Origin of the sequence: Halobacteriovorax sp. BALOs_7 (genome assembly GCF_003612895.1) — a bacterium.
Taxonomy (GTDB): domain Bacteria; phylum Bdellovibrionota; class Bacteriovoracia; order Bacteriovoracales; family Bacteriovoracaceae; genus Halobacteriovorax_A; species Halobacteriovorax_A vibrionivorans.
The window spans coordinates 1,912,914-1,926,620 of the sequence record NZ_CP027772.1 but is presented as its reverse complement, the minus strand read 5'-3'; the positions used below and the strand labels follow the sequence as shown (position 1 = coordinate 1,926,620).

The window sequence follows — 13,707 nt, the reverse complement described above, 5'->3', positions numbered from 1 at the left end:
TATGCGTATTCGAATCACTATTGTTATCCGAGATTAAAATCAACCTTCTTACATATCGGCACTCGTCGACCAAAACCAAAGCTTTTGTCTTTCAATTTTAGTATAGGACAAAATTGTTGCCTTTTGTACTCACTATTTAATATCAATTTTATCACCCTTTCAACTTCAGTTTTGTTTAACCCTAAATTAAGAAGATCTGGTAAGTCGTAGCGATAAGAAAGGTATGATTCTAATATCATATCCAGTGTTTCATATGGAGGTAAAGAATCTTCATCTTTTTGATCGGCCCTTAATTCTGCACTTGGTGGCCTTTCAATAACCTCAACTGGAATAATATCATTGAAATTCTTATTGATATGTCTGGCCAGAGCAAAGACTTCACTTTTGTAGAGATCTCCCAATAGGCTAATAGCACCAACAGAGTCTCCATATAGAGTCGAATAACCAACAGCTAACTCTGACTTGTTTGATGTATTTATAACCATGGCACCTGTTTGATTTGAGCGAGCAAATAGTAAGGAGCCTCGTAGTCTCGATTGAATATTTTCATCTGCAAGGCCTTCTAATGGGTCGAGGTTATCATTAAAGAGGTTTTGCACAGATGAATGGAGGAATTTGATTGGTAGATTATGTAATTTAATTCCAAGATTCTTGCATAATTTATCACTAATTTCCCAACTTAGTGATGCGGAGAATTTACTTGGCATATAAATGGCCTCAACTTCTTGGCCCGGCTTTAGAAATAACTTCACAAGCGTTAGAACAAGTGCCGAATCAATTCCTCCTGATAGAGCTACCAAGAATTTGTTCATGCCACACTTTCTAGCGTAATCTTGTAAACCTAGGTTTAAAGCACCTAAAATAGCATCAAGTTTGTCATCGCTGAGCTTTTTAAGGCTCATTTTTCCGTTTATCTTTTCGATATGTGGCCCAAATAATGACTCCCAAGAGTTAGCACCAACAGGGGCCACTCCAAGATTCTCAATTTTTGATTTTTTGGCAATCTCAACCTTCATAAGGTCTGATTTAAAGGATTTTGCTTTGGCAATGACTTGTGTTTCATTAACGACAAAACTTGCACCATCAAAGATGATTTCATCTTCTGCACCAACTTTATTCACATAGTAGAATGGTGTCTTAAATACTCGTGATATTTCGCTGGCACGCTTAATTCTCTTTTCTTCTTTATCGATATTCCATGGAGAAGCTGAAAAATTGATTATCCCATTCAACTCTTTGCCATTGGCCTCATCCATTAGCATTTGTAGCGGGTTAACAGCATATTGTTCAGAATGCCACATATCTTCACAAATAAGTAGGCCGAAATCACATCCTGCATGAGACCAGATACATGGGGCACTCCCAGGTGTATAATATTTAGATTCATCAAATATATCGTAATCTGGAAGAAGACATTTTGTGTAAATATCATTGAAATTTGATTTCTTTGTTACTTCGTAAATAACGTTATAGATATTTGAAGGAATATCTGCGTTATCTTTAAATTCGTAGCGTAGCCCACCAATAAGAAGCGCCGTTTTATCTGAAAGCTTTATCTTTGCAAATAAATCTCTCAGGGCCTGTAAAAGCTCATGGTATTGGCGAATAAATGTTTTTTGTAGGACTAAATCCTGAAGAGGATAGCCTGAAAGAAATGTTTCAGGAAAGATATGTATATTATCTTGAAAGTCTTCAGAACTCGTTAGGTTTTCTATGTATTTGTAAATTTGTGTAAAGTTGCCAATTGTGTGATCTGTTTGGTGAATGACTATTTGCATTGCGTCGTCTCTATGTTAATAATAATACTTAAATACTGGTAATTAATGGACTTTATAGCATGTTTGCATATATAAGGTCTATATCATCATATAAGTATATTAAAGAGGTTGAAATTGTCTAACTCACACAAAGTTATAGTAATTGGTGCCGGTATGGCCGGTAGTGAAGCAGCAAACTTTCTAGCAAATCAAGGTGTTAAGGTTGTCTTAGTCGAATCGAAAACTGTTAAGAAGAATCCTGCACAAAAGATTGATGCTTTTGCCGAGTTAGTTTGTACCAATTCTTTAAAATCAATGAATCCAGCTTCTGGCCACGGACTATTGAAATACGAAATGGATGCACTTGGATCAATCATCCTTGATTGTGCTCGCAAGCATGCAGTTCCAGCAGGGGATGCTCTTGCCGTTGAGCGTGATGGATTCTCTGGAGAAGTAACTGATCGCCTTCATAATCATGAAAATATTGAAGTTGTGGCCATGGACGCAAGTGATCCACAAGAGTTAATGGCAAAGTATGAAGCAGATGCATGTGTTATTGCTTCTGGTCCATTAACAACAGAAGGTCTCTCGAATTGGATTGTTAAGAATATCTCTGATGATGACTTTTATTTCTATGATGCTATTGCCCCAGTGGTAGATGGCGATAGTCTGGATTACTCAAAACTATATTATAAAGATCGCCATAAGCCGGTAAGTGAAGAAGAAGGGGAGCAGGCAGATTATCTTAATGCTCCAATGAATAAAGAACAGTATGAAGACTTCATTGCTGAGCTTGTTAAGGCCGAAAAAGTACCAGCTCAAAACTTTGAGGATTATAAATTCTTCGAGTCATGCCTGCCTGTTGATATCATGGCCGAGCGTGGCGTTGATACGGCCCGTTTCTCTTGTATGAAACCAATTGGACTTGAGCTTCCTGATGGTTCTCTACCATATGCTTGTGTACAATTAAGACGTGAAAACTTACTTGGCTCAGCTTTTAATATGGTTGGTTTCCAAACTCGTCTAAAATATCCTGAGCAAAAACGCGTCTTTAGTAAGATCCCTGGTTTTGAAAACGCTAGTTTTCTTCATCTTGGCTCTGTTCATAGAAACTCTTTTATCAATTCAAGAACTCTTCTAGACTTTGATTTAAGTGTTAAGAAGTTCCCAAATATTTACTTTGCAGGTCAAATAACTGGTGTTGAAGGCTACACTGAGTCTGCTTCAATGGGACTTTATGTTGCTTTTCAACTACTTAAGAAATTAAGAGGTGAAGAAGTAAGGCCATTTCCAGTTGAAACAGGAATGGGAGCACTCGTAAACTATGTAATGACTGTGCCAAAGCCTGTGCCATCAAATATTAATTTCGGATTACTACCACCGGTTGCTCTTACAAAGGAGCAAAGACGTGATCGTAAAAATAGAAAGAAAGTAAAAAAACAATTGGCATCAGATCGTGCCAAAGAGTCATTTGATAACTTTATGAAGGAATATAATAAGTAGTGAAAGGATTAATTTTCATTCTAATTGCCTGCTTTATTTGGGCCCTTGATACTCTTATAAGATATCCTCTTCTTTATAAGTATAAGAGTAGTGAAATTATTGTCTTCGGTGAGCATTTGTTTTTAACGATTATTTTCTTACCTGGTCTTTATGCGGCAAGAAAGAAAATCATGAGAATGAAGGCATTTGAACTTCTATGCTTTCTCATAATTGGAGCAATGGGTTCAGCAATTGCTACATTGTCTTTTACAAAGTCTTTCTCACTTATAAACCCTTCTCTTGTTATTTTACTACAGAAGTTACAACCATTTGTGGCCATAAGTCTTGCCTATATAATTCTAAAAGAAAAAATCACTAAACGATTTCTTGTATGGGCGCTCCTAGCTATTTTAGGAGCTATCTTAATTAGTTATTATGATATTGTTAGTGCAATCAACCTCATTAAAACAGGAAAATTGAGCTTTGATCGCTCATCATTGTATGGACTTTGTCTTGCCTTAATTGCAGTCATAAGTTGGGGGAGTGCGACAGTTTTTGGAAAGTATTTAATCAAACAGGGATGGATTGAAAAAGAAGTTATGGCCATTCGTTTTGCCGTTGGTTTCATTGCAATTATTCCATTTATGGCCGCTAATGATGTTGGCCTTGTCTTTCAAATGGAGTTGTGGGCAAAAGTTAGTGTACTCGCTCTAATATCAGGTGTTTTTGGTATGTATTTCTACTACCGAGGTCTAAGCTTGGTAACGGCAAAAGTTTGTACTTTGGCCGAAATGTCATTTCCATTCTTTGCTGTGATTATTAACTGGGTTGCCCTTGATCAAAAGCTGAGCTTTGTTCAGATTACAGGTGGTATACTTTTACTGTTAAGTTCCACAATGCTACAATTGGCCAATCGAAAACAAGAACGTCTTGAAGCACAAACGAATTATTAAAAGTACGGAGAATATATAGATGTTAGAATTACCAATGGATCACAAAGGGAAGAATTTCTTAATTGCAGGTGCAGCCGGATTTGTTCCTTCTACTGTGGCACAATTATATTTAGATAAAGGTGCTACTGTTTATGGTTTAGATAATTTTATTACAGGGTCTAAGTCAAATATTGAATTACTATCTAAATATGAAAACTTCCACTTTACGGAATGTGACATAACTCATGGCCTACCAGATTTCGGAGATATAAAATTCGATTATATTTTATCCCTTGCTTCTCCAGCTTCACCAATTGATTTTAAGGTTATTCCTTTGGAAATTATGACTGTAAATTCGATTGGTACACAAAACTTATTAGAGCTTGCAAAGGATCATGGGGCACGCTTCTTAGAGGCATCAACTTCTGAGGTTTATGGAGACCCAGAGATTCACCCTCAAACCGAGGATTATGTTGGTCATGTAAATCCAATTGGTCCAAGAAGCTGCTATGACGAAGCGAAACGTTATGCTGAAGCATTAACAATGACTTATCGTCGAAAATATAATGTGGATACAAAAATTATTCGTATCTTTAATACATATGGGCCAAGAATGCGTCCTGATGATGGGAGAGTTATTCCAAACTTTATCAATCAAGCCTTAGAAGGACGAGATATTACTGTTTATGGTGATGGAAGTCAGACGAGATCATTTTGTTATGTGACGGATCTTGCTAATGCTATTGATCACGTTTTAATGCTTGGTGATCATATGCCATATAATATTGGAAACCCTGATGAGTACTCAATTAAAGAAACAGGGGAGTTGATTGTTGATGCTCTTGATTCATCTTCAAAATTAACTTATCAAGAATTACCAAAAGATGATCCTAAGCGTAGAAGACCAGATATAAATCGTGTTATGAAATTAGGATATTTACCAAAAGTAACATTTGCTGAAGGGATTGAGAGAACGGCAAAATTCTTTAGAGAATACAAAAAGTAGAAGAGAAATATATGCTAAAAGTTGTTGTAAGTTGTGATGCTGTTGTTGAAAGAGACTTTTATATTGAATGTCTTGAAACAATGATGGGTGTAATTGGTGAAAATGTTGAACTCTATACACTTGTACATAGACAGGGGCAGGTCATTGGGCCAGTTGAGCAACGTAAAATTCATTCAACTTTTTTAAGCAAGATGGTTAAGTCTTGGGATGAACTACTTGATAAGTCTCATCTTATTCATGGAGCTGCCCAGGGACTATTTATACCTTGTAGTGTTGATTTAGTTGTCAATCTCTCTCGAGGTTTTTCACAAGAAATCAAGGTTTGTGATAAGACCCATCTATTTACTTATCTCATTGAAGACATTAATCAAGGTAAGAAAAACCTTTCTCTTTTGAAAAGATTTTTTAGCTCCTTTGTTCGTTCAAAGCAAATGAAGTACTTAAAGAGGGCCGACACTCTTTGGACTAATGAAGAATATATCTTATCTCAATTTCCAAATGCAAAACAGGTAACACCGGCAACATCTCTCAAAGACTATAAAGTATTACCTGAGGGCATGTTTAAAAGGGATTACTTCTTAATAAATTGTGAACCTCTAAGTATTGAAGAAGCACGCCTTTTTATTGAAACTTATAAAGATCATAAATTTAAATTCATTGGTAAAGAAGATCATTTAGGTGAACTTCTTGGCCAGTATCCTCAATTCTTTTTTGGAAATAAGTGCTCAGGCGAGCTAGCTCCTCTTTATGCTGGTGCTAATTATGTCATTGATACTGAAGTGAAGTTCCCACATTTTGCCCTTAAGGCACTAAGTTGTGGACGCCCTGTTTTCACTATTGGAAATAAGTTCTTACCATTTGGTCTTGGTGTTCATAAACTTAACGATGACTTCTTTACACAAACAACTCCAGTGGCCTTAGATGTACCTGAAGAAGATCCTAAAAAGCGTCATGGCATTTCAGCTAATTACGAGATGGTGAAGTTTAAACATATCTTTCATCGAGAATTTCAAAAGATTTGTGATGAGCTAGAGGCAAAGAAAGCTTCACAGGCATCAAAGTCAAATGACTCATGCTGTGAAGCTTAGAATATTTTTAATCTAGAATTTTCTTCAATTTTATTTCGTTATAACGATTTGAAATAATTTTCCATAGAGAGACTCCAGAGTCTTTATGAATCGTCTCTTTTGGGTCTTTATTATTTTGGTTTAATTGATCAACAGCATTGCTATCAACAGTTGGGTCTCCAAAATTACTCATGGCCATAATTCCTGTATCATCAGCTAGGAGCGATTCATAATCTTCAAGTTGGGCCTTGATTTTCTTTAAATAATCTTTTGACGAGCTATCGTAGGCAACGGCCGTTTCTGGTTTTACTTTTGTATTATTTTCTAATTCTTTACTAGCATTTGCACCACCTGCTTTACGGTAATTTAGCGCCATGGCAATAGGGGATGTATTATCTGCTAAAGTATTAGCAAGAAATCTTTGACTATCTTCACTATTAGGATTTAGAAATGCATTTGCCGCAGACTTTGCTTTATCGTCGGCCTTCTTTGATTTTGCGACTAGTTCTAATACCTTTCTTGCTGCTTTTGAAATTTTAGCTGCATTCTTATCGATAGAATCGTTAACATACTTTGTATCACCTTCTTTAACTGTGCGGTTGAAGCCTTCGATTACCTCTGCTCCACCTGTTTCGTTAAGAAAGTTCTGTCCATTCGTTCCAAGTGTACCCATGTTGATATTCATCTCAGGAACTTCCGAAATAACTTCTCCTTGAACATTTCCTGCAGAAGCTTCATTTTGAGATACTGAAGCGTTTTGGAAGTCAGACTGACCGACTGTTCCAGCAGAGCTTGTTGCAATCTTTTGCGTTCTCCCTGCACTGTATTGGTTATTATATCGGCTTTCTAATTTCTTTAAAACCTTCTGCGCTTTTTGACGTGCACTTTGCGCACTCTTCATGGCCTTTTTCGCAATTTGATTAGCTTTCATCTCTAAGACAAAGGCGACAGCACTTAGGCCAAAGGCCCAACCAGAACATGGATTACTTACACTACAACCAGTCCAAGTTAAAGCGATACAAATACCAGCTAAAATCCCAACAATTGATATTAGTGTGGATGTTCTCTGATGGTGCTTCATCTTCTTCTTCGCTGCTTTTTCCATGTCCTTTAACATATCAATTTCAGCTTTTAGTGCTTCTCTTTGAATTCTATGGTTCCAGCCTTTTTCATCAGTTTTCTCTAAGTTCTCAAGACGTTTCTTTGCATTCTTAAAGTCATCCTTATATGTATCTCCCATTAAGCTCATGACTGCTGATGACATAATAATAACTGCTGCTATCTGTAGACCAAAGTCGGTATCACAACCACCGGCTCCAAGGAGTACACATCCATATCCAATATTTGCGGCAACTTTTAGATAACGAAGTACATCGTCTTTGGATTTTACGGAACTAGCATCAGTGGCCTTATGTTCTGTGAACATTTTAGCATCTGCTTTAAGCTCTTCTTGACACTTCTCACTACCACCGCATTTCATATACTCTTGGTTGTAGTTTTCGTTATCTTCATTCGCTACACAGCTCTTTAGATGGCAATTATAAACATACTTACTAGGGCAATCCTTAGCACTACCATCTTCATGGCAGTAATTAGGATTCATACTCGAAGGTGGTGTGCTATTTTGAGTCGTCGACTGTTGTGATGTTTCCGTTTCAGTCTCTGTGCCTTCTTGAGGTGCTGAAGTTTCCTGCTGTGTTGGAGTAGTCTCTTGCTGTGCCAAAGCATTTGCTGTTGGTGTAAGTAATAGAGACCATGAAATCACAGTAATTAAGATTTTTTTGAATATGATGAAATTTCGTTGTGCCATATGCATAGCAAACTCCTTACCTTATATAGTAATTTTAGCGAACCTTTGGTTAATCTCTTACTATTATATAAGATTTATAGAGATTTTAGGTACTTAGGCAGGAATTACGCTATTTATGAGCGTGTCCTATTTTTGGCATTTTTAGACTTGTGATTTGAAGAGTTTATGCTCTTAATGCTAATATCTGGCCATGAATCAATTTGATCTCTTTGGAGAAAGTACACAAGAAACTAGTGATGAAGTTGTCTATAATTTAAAAGACGCTAAAATCATTTATTACCCAAATTTCTTTGGACGCACTAAAGTCGATTTTGAGGCTTTGAAGAACTCGTTAAATCTACGCCAAGATCAGATTACGCTTTATGGTAAAACTCACGATATTCCTAGACTACAGGCATGGTATTCAAATGACATGGAATATAGTTACTCAGGAATAAAGCTATTACGAAATGATTGGAATAAAGAATTAAAAACGATTAAAGATGAAGTTGAGGCAATAACAGGTGAAAGTTTTAATGGCTGTCTTTGTAATCTCTATCGCGATGGAAGAGACTACGCCTCATGGCATAGTGATGATGAAGAAAGTTTAGGGCGAAACCCAGTCATCGCTTCGGCCTCTTTTGGTGAAACTCGAAAATTTGTCTTAAAGCATCGATTTGATAAATCATGTGAAAAAGTAGAAATCGAGTTAGAGGATAGAAGCTTACTTATTATGAAGGGAGCAACCCAACATTACTGGAAGCATCAGCTAAATAAAACAGCAAGAAAAGTTGGGCCAAGGATAAATTTAACCTTTCGAAGAATTATCCGCTAATTTCCAGGTCTGCTCTTTCCAGTCATATAATTGATGAGGGGTGTAGCGGGATTTATATCTCATGTACTTATTTTCTTCAACCCAGTATCCCAAGTAGTAGTACTCAAGGCCTAAACTTTTTGCATATAAGATCTCACTTAATGCTCCAAGGTGACCCAAACTCATTTTTTCGTATTCAGGATCATAACTAAAATAAACGCTACTAAGAGCACTTTCTGACTGCTCTAAGATTCCAAAAGCTATCAATTTACCATCCTCAAAAATTTCACTCAATAATTGGGTTCCAGTAAAGCGATAAAAAGTCTCTTTAAATAATTGCTCATTATCTATAATTGAAGCATCAATACTATTTTGAAATCTCTCGATACCGTGCTTTCTATATATTTCATAATGTCTTTTTCTAAAGATTAGAGGAGTAAACTTAATTTGTAAGTGTTGATGTTTTTTTAGAAACTTTCTTTGATTCTTAGTTGCTTTAAAGCTGGAGAGGTCAACTCTAAGTGGAATACACTTTGTGCAATTTGGACACGTGGGGCGAAAGACGAATTGACCAAATTTTCTCCAACCGTGTTGTAAAAGATAATCAAGTTCATCTAAGGCCAGCTCACCTGCAAAGAAGAATTCATGTTGTTCCATGTGACCTTCTAAGTAAGGGCATGAGTCAAGTTCACTAAGGCGAGGAGAGACAAGCATCTTCATACAATATATTGTATCATTTTTTGAAAGCTTCTTGTTGTTCAATTAGCTTTTTTAGTGGAGAAATTAATTCTTCATAAGAGTTTTCATTGAGTTCCCCAAGTGCTTTTAAAGACATTCCTATGGCCTCTAAAGTCGATAAATGTTCTTCACCACAGGACTTTCTTATTGAGGAGTAGATCGTTCTTTGATCTTCTTCAAGGTGGTAGCACGGAATCGAACTTAGCTTAGGCCATTTAAAGTAAACACCTTTGGCCTTCTTCCATGTTCCATCTAAGACTATCATCTCTCCCTTTGGAAGATCGCTTTTAGAAATAGGCCTTGAGTGTTCATTCTTAAATAATAGAAACGATTCTTTTGAGGTAAGATCGTCTATTATTTCTTCTGTAATATCATCACTTTTTATAATTCTAATCTTATCACTAGCAAGTAGCCCAAACTTTGCGGTGTTAAATGGGTGCTTTGCCTCATCTTTACTTTGAAGGATAGTAATAGGAGTTTGAATTTTTACTGGTTTTACATGTGCGCATAGACAAGACTTCAAAGGCCTGTGACATTTATCACAATGAGCGCGTTTTTCTTTATTCATAAGAGTCTATATATTGACTTCTTTATTGTACTTATCCATTAGAATTGGCTTACGGTAGTACATAATGAAGTAGACGATAGGGTAGATTAAAAGATCAAAGAGGAAGTTTTCTGTTTTATACTTTATATTATCTGTTATTTTAGTCATGCCATTTTCAAGCATACGAATATGATAAGTGTGAATCCAAAGGTTAAACGGGAATGGGCACTCTGTTGCCTCTGTTCGAATGATTATACCTTTGTCGGTTCTCTTTGTTTGCATCACTTCAATTATCCAAGACTGGTAGTGACCAAGGATAGAAGTAATCATATGTGTCTGATTAGCATATTCAACTCCATCAAAGCGCGTAACTTCAAGATTGATGAAGGGTGGCGTTGCTTCTTGCATTGTTTTTGCATTGAAATTGCTCAGAATTTCATCCACTGAAGCCTTTAATGTCGTGTTTATCACTAAGCTTTTCATTTATTAAATTATACCCCTTTGCGGTACTTAACTCAATAAGTAGTATCTAACTTCTTAAAACTTAATTAATAGTTTAGAAAAACTAAATTTTGTGCACTTTGGAAATCTATAACTCTCTTAAGTTGCTATTGATGCACTACTGTGGCCAAATAGAATATATTTCCCAAAATGTGACCAAGGAGAAATTTATGAACCTGAAGGAAAGACTCAAGCTTGAAGAGAAGGAGTGTAAGAATCTCATTCAAGCCTACTGGCGATTTAGGAAGCGTCCTGATGCAAAGAAGAAAGGTGAAGAGGAAGATCAAGAGCTAGGCGCTGGAGATGAGCTGGTAAAGCAGTTGGGGCCGATTCTGGAAAATTAGATAATGTTGCAGATTTGTCTTTTAAACGTATTGAAAAGGCAAAACAAAAGGCCCAAGAGAAACAAGATCAAGAAACTCAAAAGCATGAAAAGCACGCTAAGAAGATTGAAGATTCAACAGTTGAAAAAGAAAAGAAAGCAGCTAATTAAACTTCTATCTTAGAGATTTTTTTATACAGTCAGTCAGTCGTCTGTCTCCGGGATTATATTCTTGGAGACACTTATCAAAAATACGAGTCGATAATTCATCGCAATTATCCATACGTTGTTTTATGCAATGGAATGTTAGTAATTGCTCTATTTCAATTCTTTGTCCATGTGGATCAACTGGGATAATTTGTGGCCTCTTTTTCTCTTTTTTCTTTTGGCGCTTAGGCTGAACCGATATTTTCTTATCTCTGTGATATGAAGGAGTCGATTTTTTCTTCTTTGTTATCTCCTGCCACTGGGCAGCTCTTAGACGTTGGTAATATAGAAGTTGACGCTCTCGACGTGTGAGAGGCTTAGTTTTTTCTTTAGTTGGAGTGGCACAAGAAATAATGGCCATTATAAAAATTGAGTATTTAAAAATCTTTAATAGCATTGACTAATTCTTCGTCGTCAATAAATGGGTTACGACTATTTTGAATTTCATAAATTCGATTGTTAATTTGCACTTCAAAATCATCAACTGGATCTTCACGGTGCCATCTTCTTAAGTAGTACTCTTGGGCCTCATCAATTGCTATGTTGTAGCGAGTAGAGAAGTAGAATAGAGCGCGAGCAATATTACCTCTAATCTCTAGTGGCGGTTCAAAAGATGTGGTTAGTTGATCCTCGTAATTAACTTCTCCTATTGAAGAAGATGTGCAATTAGAGTTTACAGCTCGCCCAGTTACTTCGCCAAAAGGATGATTGCTTCTTGATGAATTCGCTCGAGAGTTTACTGGAAAGAGGTGGTGTAGGTCATTCTTCTGTGTGTTGCGACTTTCGTTAGGGTTAAACTTTGACTGAGGCCAGCTATGTTCACAATTCATAACTCGGTGATTTGGAATTTGCATTGGCCCGATACCATCGTTTTCACCAATTTCTTGGTTACAATAAACATCTTTAACAAAGTACTGACCGCGGCTTTGTCTCAGATAAATATCTCCAAATAGATACTTTCTTGCTTGCTTGTAACTATCAGGAGCTTTTTGCTCGTAGCAATTTTTTAGACCTTTACATGAACTTGTTAAGATATCTTTTTGCCCGGCCTTTCTTATATGTCCTGAGACAATAATATTGCGCAAGGCTTGCTTGAGATTTTGTTTTGAATTGTTTTTTGAATGAGTTTTATTTAGATACTTTTCAATATTCTCAGGATAGTAATTTATTTTACTGAGAGGGGTTGAGGTAAGATTAAAGTGAACATTTGCGTGAACACTGAAACTTATTTGAATGGATAAAAGCACCAAAAGGTGACTAAGCTTAGTCATTTTAATTCCTTCCTTGGAATATAAATATGTTAACAAGAAAAAATATGATGGCCAATAAAAAAAGAGGGGAAATACTCGAGCATAAAAGTTATGTCGGGGCAAATTAATAAAGATAAAATTGTAAGGTAGCTATCTATCGCATCTAAGAATATTGTGTTAAATTTGTAAAATATCATTCACCAATTCAAATGTAAGAAGATTTATGAAAAGGAAATACTATGGGTGTATTGGCAAGTAAAATTATTGGTGTGGGCTCTTACGTACCACCAAAAGTTTATAAGAATACTGATATCGAAGAAATGATGAACACTTCTGATGAGTGGATCGTTCAAAGAACGGGAATTGAGCAACGTCATTGGGTTGATTCTAAAACATCAACATCTGATTTGGCCGTAAAAGCAAGTGAAGAAGCAATTTCAAATGCTGGGCTTAATAAAGAAGATATAGATATGATTGTTTTTGCAACTCTTTCTCCTGACTTTGACTTTCCTGGAACAGGTTGTTTTCTTCAGGCAAAGCTTGGAATGAGTGAAATTCCTTGTCTAGACTTAAGACAACAATGTTCTGGCTTTCTTTATGCAATGTCTGTTGCAGATAAATTTATTTCCACAGGTACAAATAAAAATATCCTTGTTGTTGGAGCAGAAGTTCATTCAAAAGGCTTAGATCAAACGCCTGATGGAAGAAATGTTGCTGTTCTGTTTGGTGATGGAGCCGGTGCAATTGTTATGAGTGCATCTGAAGTTAACGATAAAAAAACAGAGCCATGTTTCATCGATGCAAGTCTTCATAGTGATGGAAAGTATGCTAAGGAATTATGGATTCCGGCTCCGGGAACAGGATTTGACTCATCTGAAAGAATGTCTCAAGAAATGCTTGACGAAAAATTACATTACCCACAAATGAATGGGCGCACTGTTTTTGTTCACGCAACGAAGAGAATGGCAGAAAGTCTTGGTGCTCTACTTGAAAAGAATAATCTTACAATTGATGATGTGGATGTTTTCTTATTTCACCAAGCAAACCTAAGAATTAATTCTAAGGTTGCTGAAATGATGGGAATCCCAGAAGAAAAAGTATTCAATACAATTCAAAAATATGGAAATACCACAGCGGCAACAATTCCACTTGGAATGCATGATGCTATGAAAGAGGGTGTTTTAAAACCTGGTATGCTTGTGGCCTCTGCTGCATTTGGTGCAGGCTTTACTTGGGCATCGGCCCTATATCGTGTTTAATAAAGTATCTAATTGATAGAAAAAAGAAAGCCTCCA

At 36.4% G+C, this 13,707-nt stretch carries 15 protein-coding genes; 8 read left to right on the top strand and 7 right to left on the bottom strand.

Features of this window, described 5'->3' with window-relative positions; all coding sequences use genetic code 11:
- Nucleotides 1-23: 23 nt before the first annotated feature.
- Nucleotides 24-1,778 carry an NAD+ synthase gene (locus tag BALOs_RS09225; RefSeq protein WP_120404990.1) on the bottom strand — a complete coding sequence of 585 codons (1,755 nt, stop codon included), beginning with the start codon at nt 1,776-1,778 and terminating at the stop codon, nt 24-26.
- A gap of 114 nt (nt 1,779-1,892) precedes the next feature.
- Here BALOs_RS09225 and trmFO point away from each other — a divergent pair, with 114 nt between their 5' ends.
- The 4 genes from trmFO to BALOs_RS09205 are packed head-to-tail and all read left to right on the top strand — an operon-like array spanning nt 1,893 to nt 6,265.
- Nucleotides 1,893-3,260, top strand: a complete 1,368-nt coding sequence (trmFO, locus tag BALOs_RS09220; RefSeq protein ID WP_120404989.1) for a methylenetetrahydrofolate--tRNA-(uracil(54)-C(5))-methyltransferase (FADH(2)-oxidizing) TrmFO — start codon at nt 1,893-1,895, stop codon at nt 3,258-3,260.
- Nucleotides 3,260-4,192 carry a DMT family transporter gene (locus BALOs_RS09215; protein ID WP_120404988.1) on the top strand — a complete coding sequence of 311 codons (933 nt, stop codon included), beginning with the start codon at nt 3,260-3,262 and terminating at the stop codon, nt 4,190-4,192. Before trmFO ends, BALOs_RS09215 begins: the two co-directional genes overlap by 1 nt.
- A gap of 19 nt (nt 4,193-4,211) precedes the next feature.
- Nucleotides 4,212-5,177 (top strand): NAD-dependent epimerase/dehydratase family protein, encoded by a 966-nt coding sequence (locus BALOs_RS09210; RefSeq protein ID WP_205570947.1) that lies wholly within the window; start codon nt 4,212-4,214, stop codon nt 5,175-5,177.
- Nucleotides 5,178-5,188: 11 nt separating this feature from the next.
- Nucleotides 5,189-6,265 carry a hypothetical protein gene (locus BALOs_RS09205; protein ID WP_115363250.1) on the top strand — a complete coding sequence of 359 codons (1,077 nt, stop codon included), beginning with the start codon at nt 5,189-5,191 and terminating at the stop codon, nt 6,263-6,265.
- Nucleotides 6,266-6,272: 7 nt separating this feature from the next.
- On the opposite strand, the gene BALOs_RS09200 is transcribed toward BALOs_RS09205, so the two are convergent.
- On the bottom strand, nt 6,273-8,060 hold the full coding sequence (locus BALOs_RS09200) for a hypothetical protein (RefSeq protein ID WP_115363248.1): 1,788 nt from the start codon (nt 8,058-8,060) through the stop codon (nt 6,273-6,275).
- Between the two features lie 184 nt (nt 8,061-8,244).
- Between BALOs_RS09200 and BALOs_RS09195 the strand changes: the two genes are divergently transcribed.
- Entirely contained in the window at nt 8,245-8,868 is a 624-nt protein-coding gene (locus BALOs_RS09195; protein ID WP_120404987.1) for an alpha-ketoglutarate-dependent dioxygenase AlkB, read from the top strand.
- Here BALOs_RS09195 and BALOs_RS09190 read toward each other — a convergent pair.
- From BALOs_RS09190 to BALOs_RS09180, 3 genes are read right to left on the bottom strand one after another with little or no spacing between them, the layout of a single operon-like run.
- The gene (locus BALOs_RS09190) at nt 8,842-9,567 is read right to left on the bottom strand and encodes an arginyltransferase (RefSeq protein ID WP_120404986.1); all 726 of its coding nucleotides are present in this window, start codon (nt 9,565-9,567) and stop codon (nt 8,842-8,844) included. The two genes, BALOs_RS09195 and BALOs_RS09190, sit on opposite strands and share 27 nt — an antisense overlap.
- A gap of 13 nt (nt 9,568-9,580) precedes the next feature.
- Nucleotides 9,581-10,153, bottom strand: coding sequence for a DTW domain-containing protein (locus tag BALOs_RS09185; protein ID WP_120404985.1), 573 nt, complete (start codon nt 10,151-10,153; stop codon nt 9,581-9,583).
- Between the two features lie 6 nt (nt 10,154-10,159).
- Nucleotides 10,160-10,615, bottom strand: a complete 456-nt coding sequence (locus tag BALOs_RS09180; protein ID WP_115363240.1) for a hypothetical protein — start codon at nt 10,613-10,615, stop codon at nt 10,160-10,162.
- A 188-nt stretch (nt 10,616-10,803) separates the two neighbouring features.
- Here BALOs_RS09180 and BALOs_RS15210 point away from each other — a divergent pair, with 188 nt between their 5' ends.
- Both BALOs_RS15210 and BALOs_RS15495 read left to right on the top strand, forming a co-directional pair.
- Nucleotides 10,804-10,977, top strand: coding sequence for a hypothetical protein (locus BALOs_RS15210; RefSeq protein ID WP_162929633.1), 174 nt, complete (start codon nt 10,804-10,806; stop codon nt 10,975-10,977).
- 14 nt (nt 10,978-10,991) lie between these two features.
- On the top strand, nt 10,992-11,126 hold the full coding sequence (locus BALOs_RS15495) for a hypothetical protein (protein WP_255509263.1): 135 nt from the start codon (nt 10,992-10,994) through the stop codon (nt 11,124-11,126).
- 4 nt (nt 11,127-11,130) lie between these two features.
- Here BALOs_RS15495 and BALOs_RS09175 read toward each other — a convergent pair whose 3' ends face one another.
- On the bottom strand, nt 11,131-11,523 hold the full coding sequence (locus BALOs_RS09175; protein WP_162929632.1) for a hypothetical protein: 393 nt from the start codon (nt 11,521-11,523) through the stop codon (nt 11,131-11,133).
- Nucleotides 11,524-11,539: 16 nt separating this feature from the next.
- Entirely contained in the window at nt 11,540-12,433 is an 894-nt protein-coding gene (locus BALOs_RS09170; RefSeq protein ID WP_120404983.1) for an endonuclease I family protein, read from the bottom strand.
- A 218-nt stretch (nt 12,434-12,651) separates the two neighbouring features.
- On the opposite strand from BALOs_RS09170, the gene BALOs_RS09165 reads away from it, so the two are divergent.
- A complete protein-coding gene (locus BALOs_RS09165; RefSeq protein ID WP_120404982.1) occupies nt 12,652-13,671 on the top strand; it encodes a 3-oxoacyl-ACP synthase III family protein in 1,020 nt (339 codons plus the stop codon).
- Nucleotides 13,672-13,707: the final 36 nt, after the last annotated feature.

Bases quoted from the DNA above. Each gene is read 5' to 3' on its own strand.
- BALOs_RS09175 (WP_162929632.1), bottom strand. From the start codon at position 11,523: ATGGCCATTATTTCTTGTGCCACTCCAACTAAAGAAAAAACTAAGCCT.
- BALOs_RS09195 (WP_120404987.1), top strand. From the start codon at position 8,245: ATGAATCAATTTGATCTCTTTGGAGAAAGTACACAAGAAACTAGTGAT.
- BALOs_RS09205 (WP_115363250.1), top strand. From the start codon at position 5,189: ATGCTAAAAGTTGTTGTAAGTTGTGATGCTGTTGTTGAAAGAGACTTT.
- BALOs_RS09210 (WP_205570947.1), top strand. From the start codon at position 4,212: ATGTTAGAATTACCAATGGATCACAAAGGGAAGAATTTCTTAATTGCA.
- BALOs_RS09200 (WP_115363248.1), bottom strand. From the start codon at position 8,060: ATGCATATGGCACAACGAAATTTCATCATATTCAAAAAAATCTTAATT.
- BALOs_RS09185 (WP_120404985.1), bottom strand. From the start codon at position 10,153: ATGAATAAAGAAAAACGCGCTCATTGTGATAAATGTCACAGGCCTTTG.
- BALOs_RS09170 (WP_120404983.1), bottom strand. From the start codon at position 12,433: ATGACTAAGCTTAGTCACCTTTTGGTGCTTTTATCCATTCAAATAAGT.
- BALOs_RS09225 (WP_120404990.1), bottom strand. From the start codon at position 1,778: ATGCAAATAGTCATTCACCAAACAGATCACACAATTGGCAACTTTACA.
- BALOs_RS09180 (WP_115363240.1), bottom strand. From the start codon at position 10,615: ATGAAAAGCTTAGTGATAAACACGACATTAAAGGCTTCAGTGGATGAA.
- BALOs_RS09165 (WP_120404982.1), top strand. From the start codon at position 12,652: ATGGGTGTATTGGCAAGTAAAATTATTGGTGTGGGCTCTTACGTACCA.
- BALOs_RS09190 (WP_120404986.1), bottom strand. From the start codon at position 9,567: ATGAAGATGCTTGTCTCTCCTCGCCTTAGTGAACTTGACTCATGCCCT.
- BALOs_RS15210 (WP_162929633.1), top strand. From the start codon at position 10,804: ATGAACCTGAAGGAAAGACTCAAGCTTGAAGAGAAGGAGTGTAAGAAT.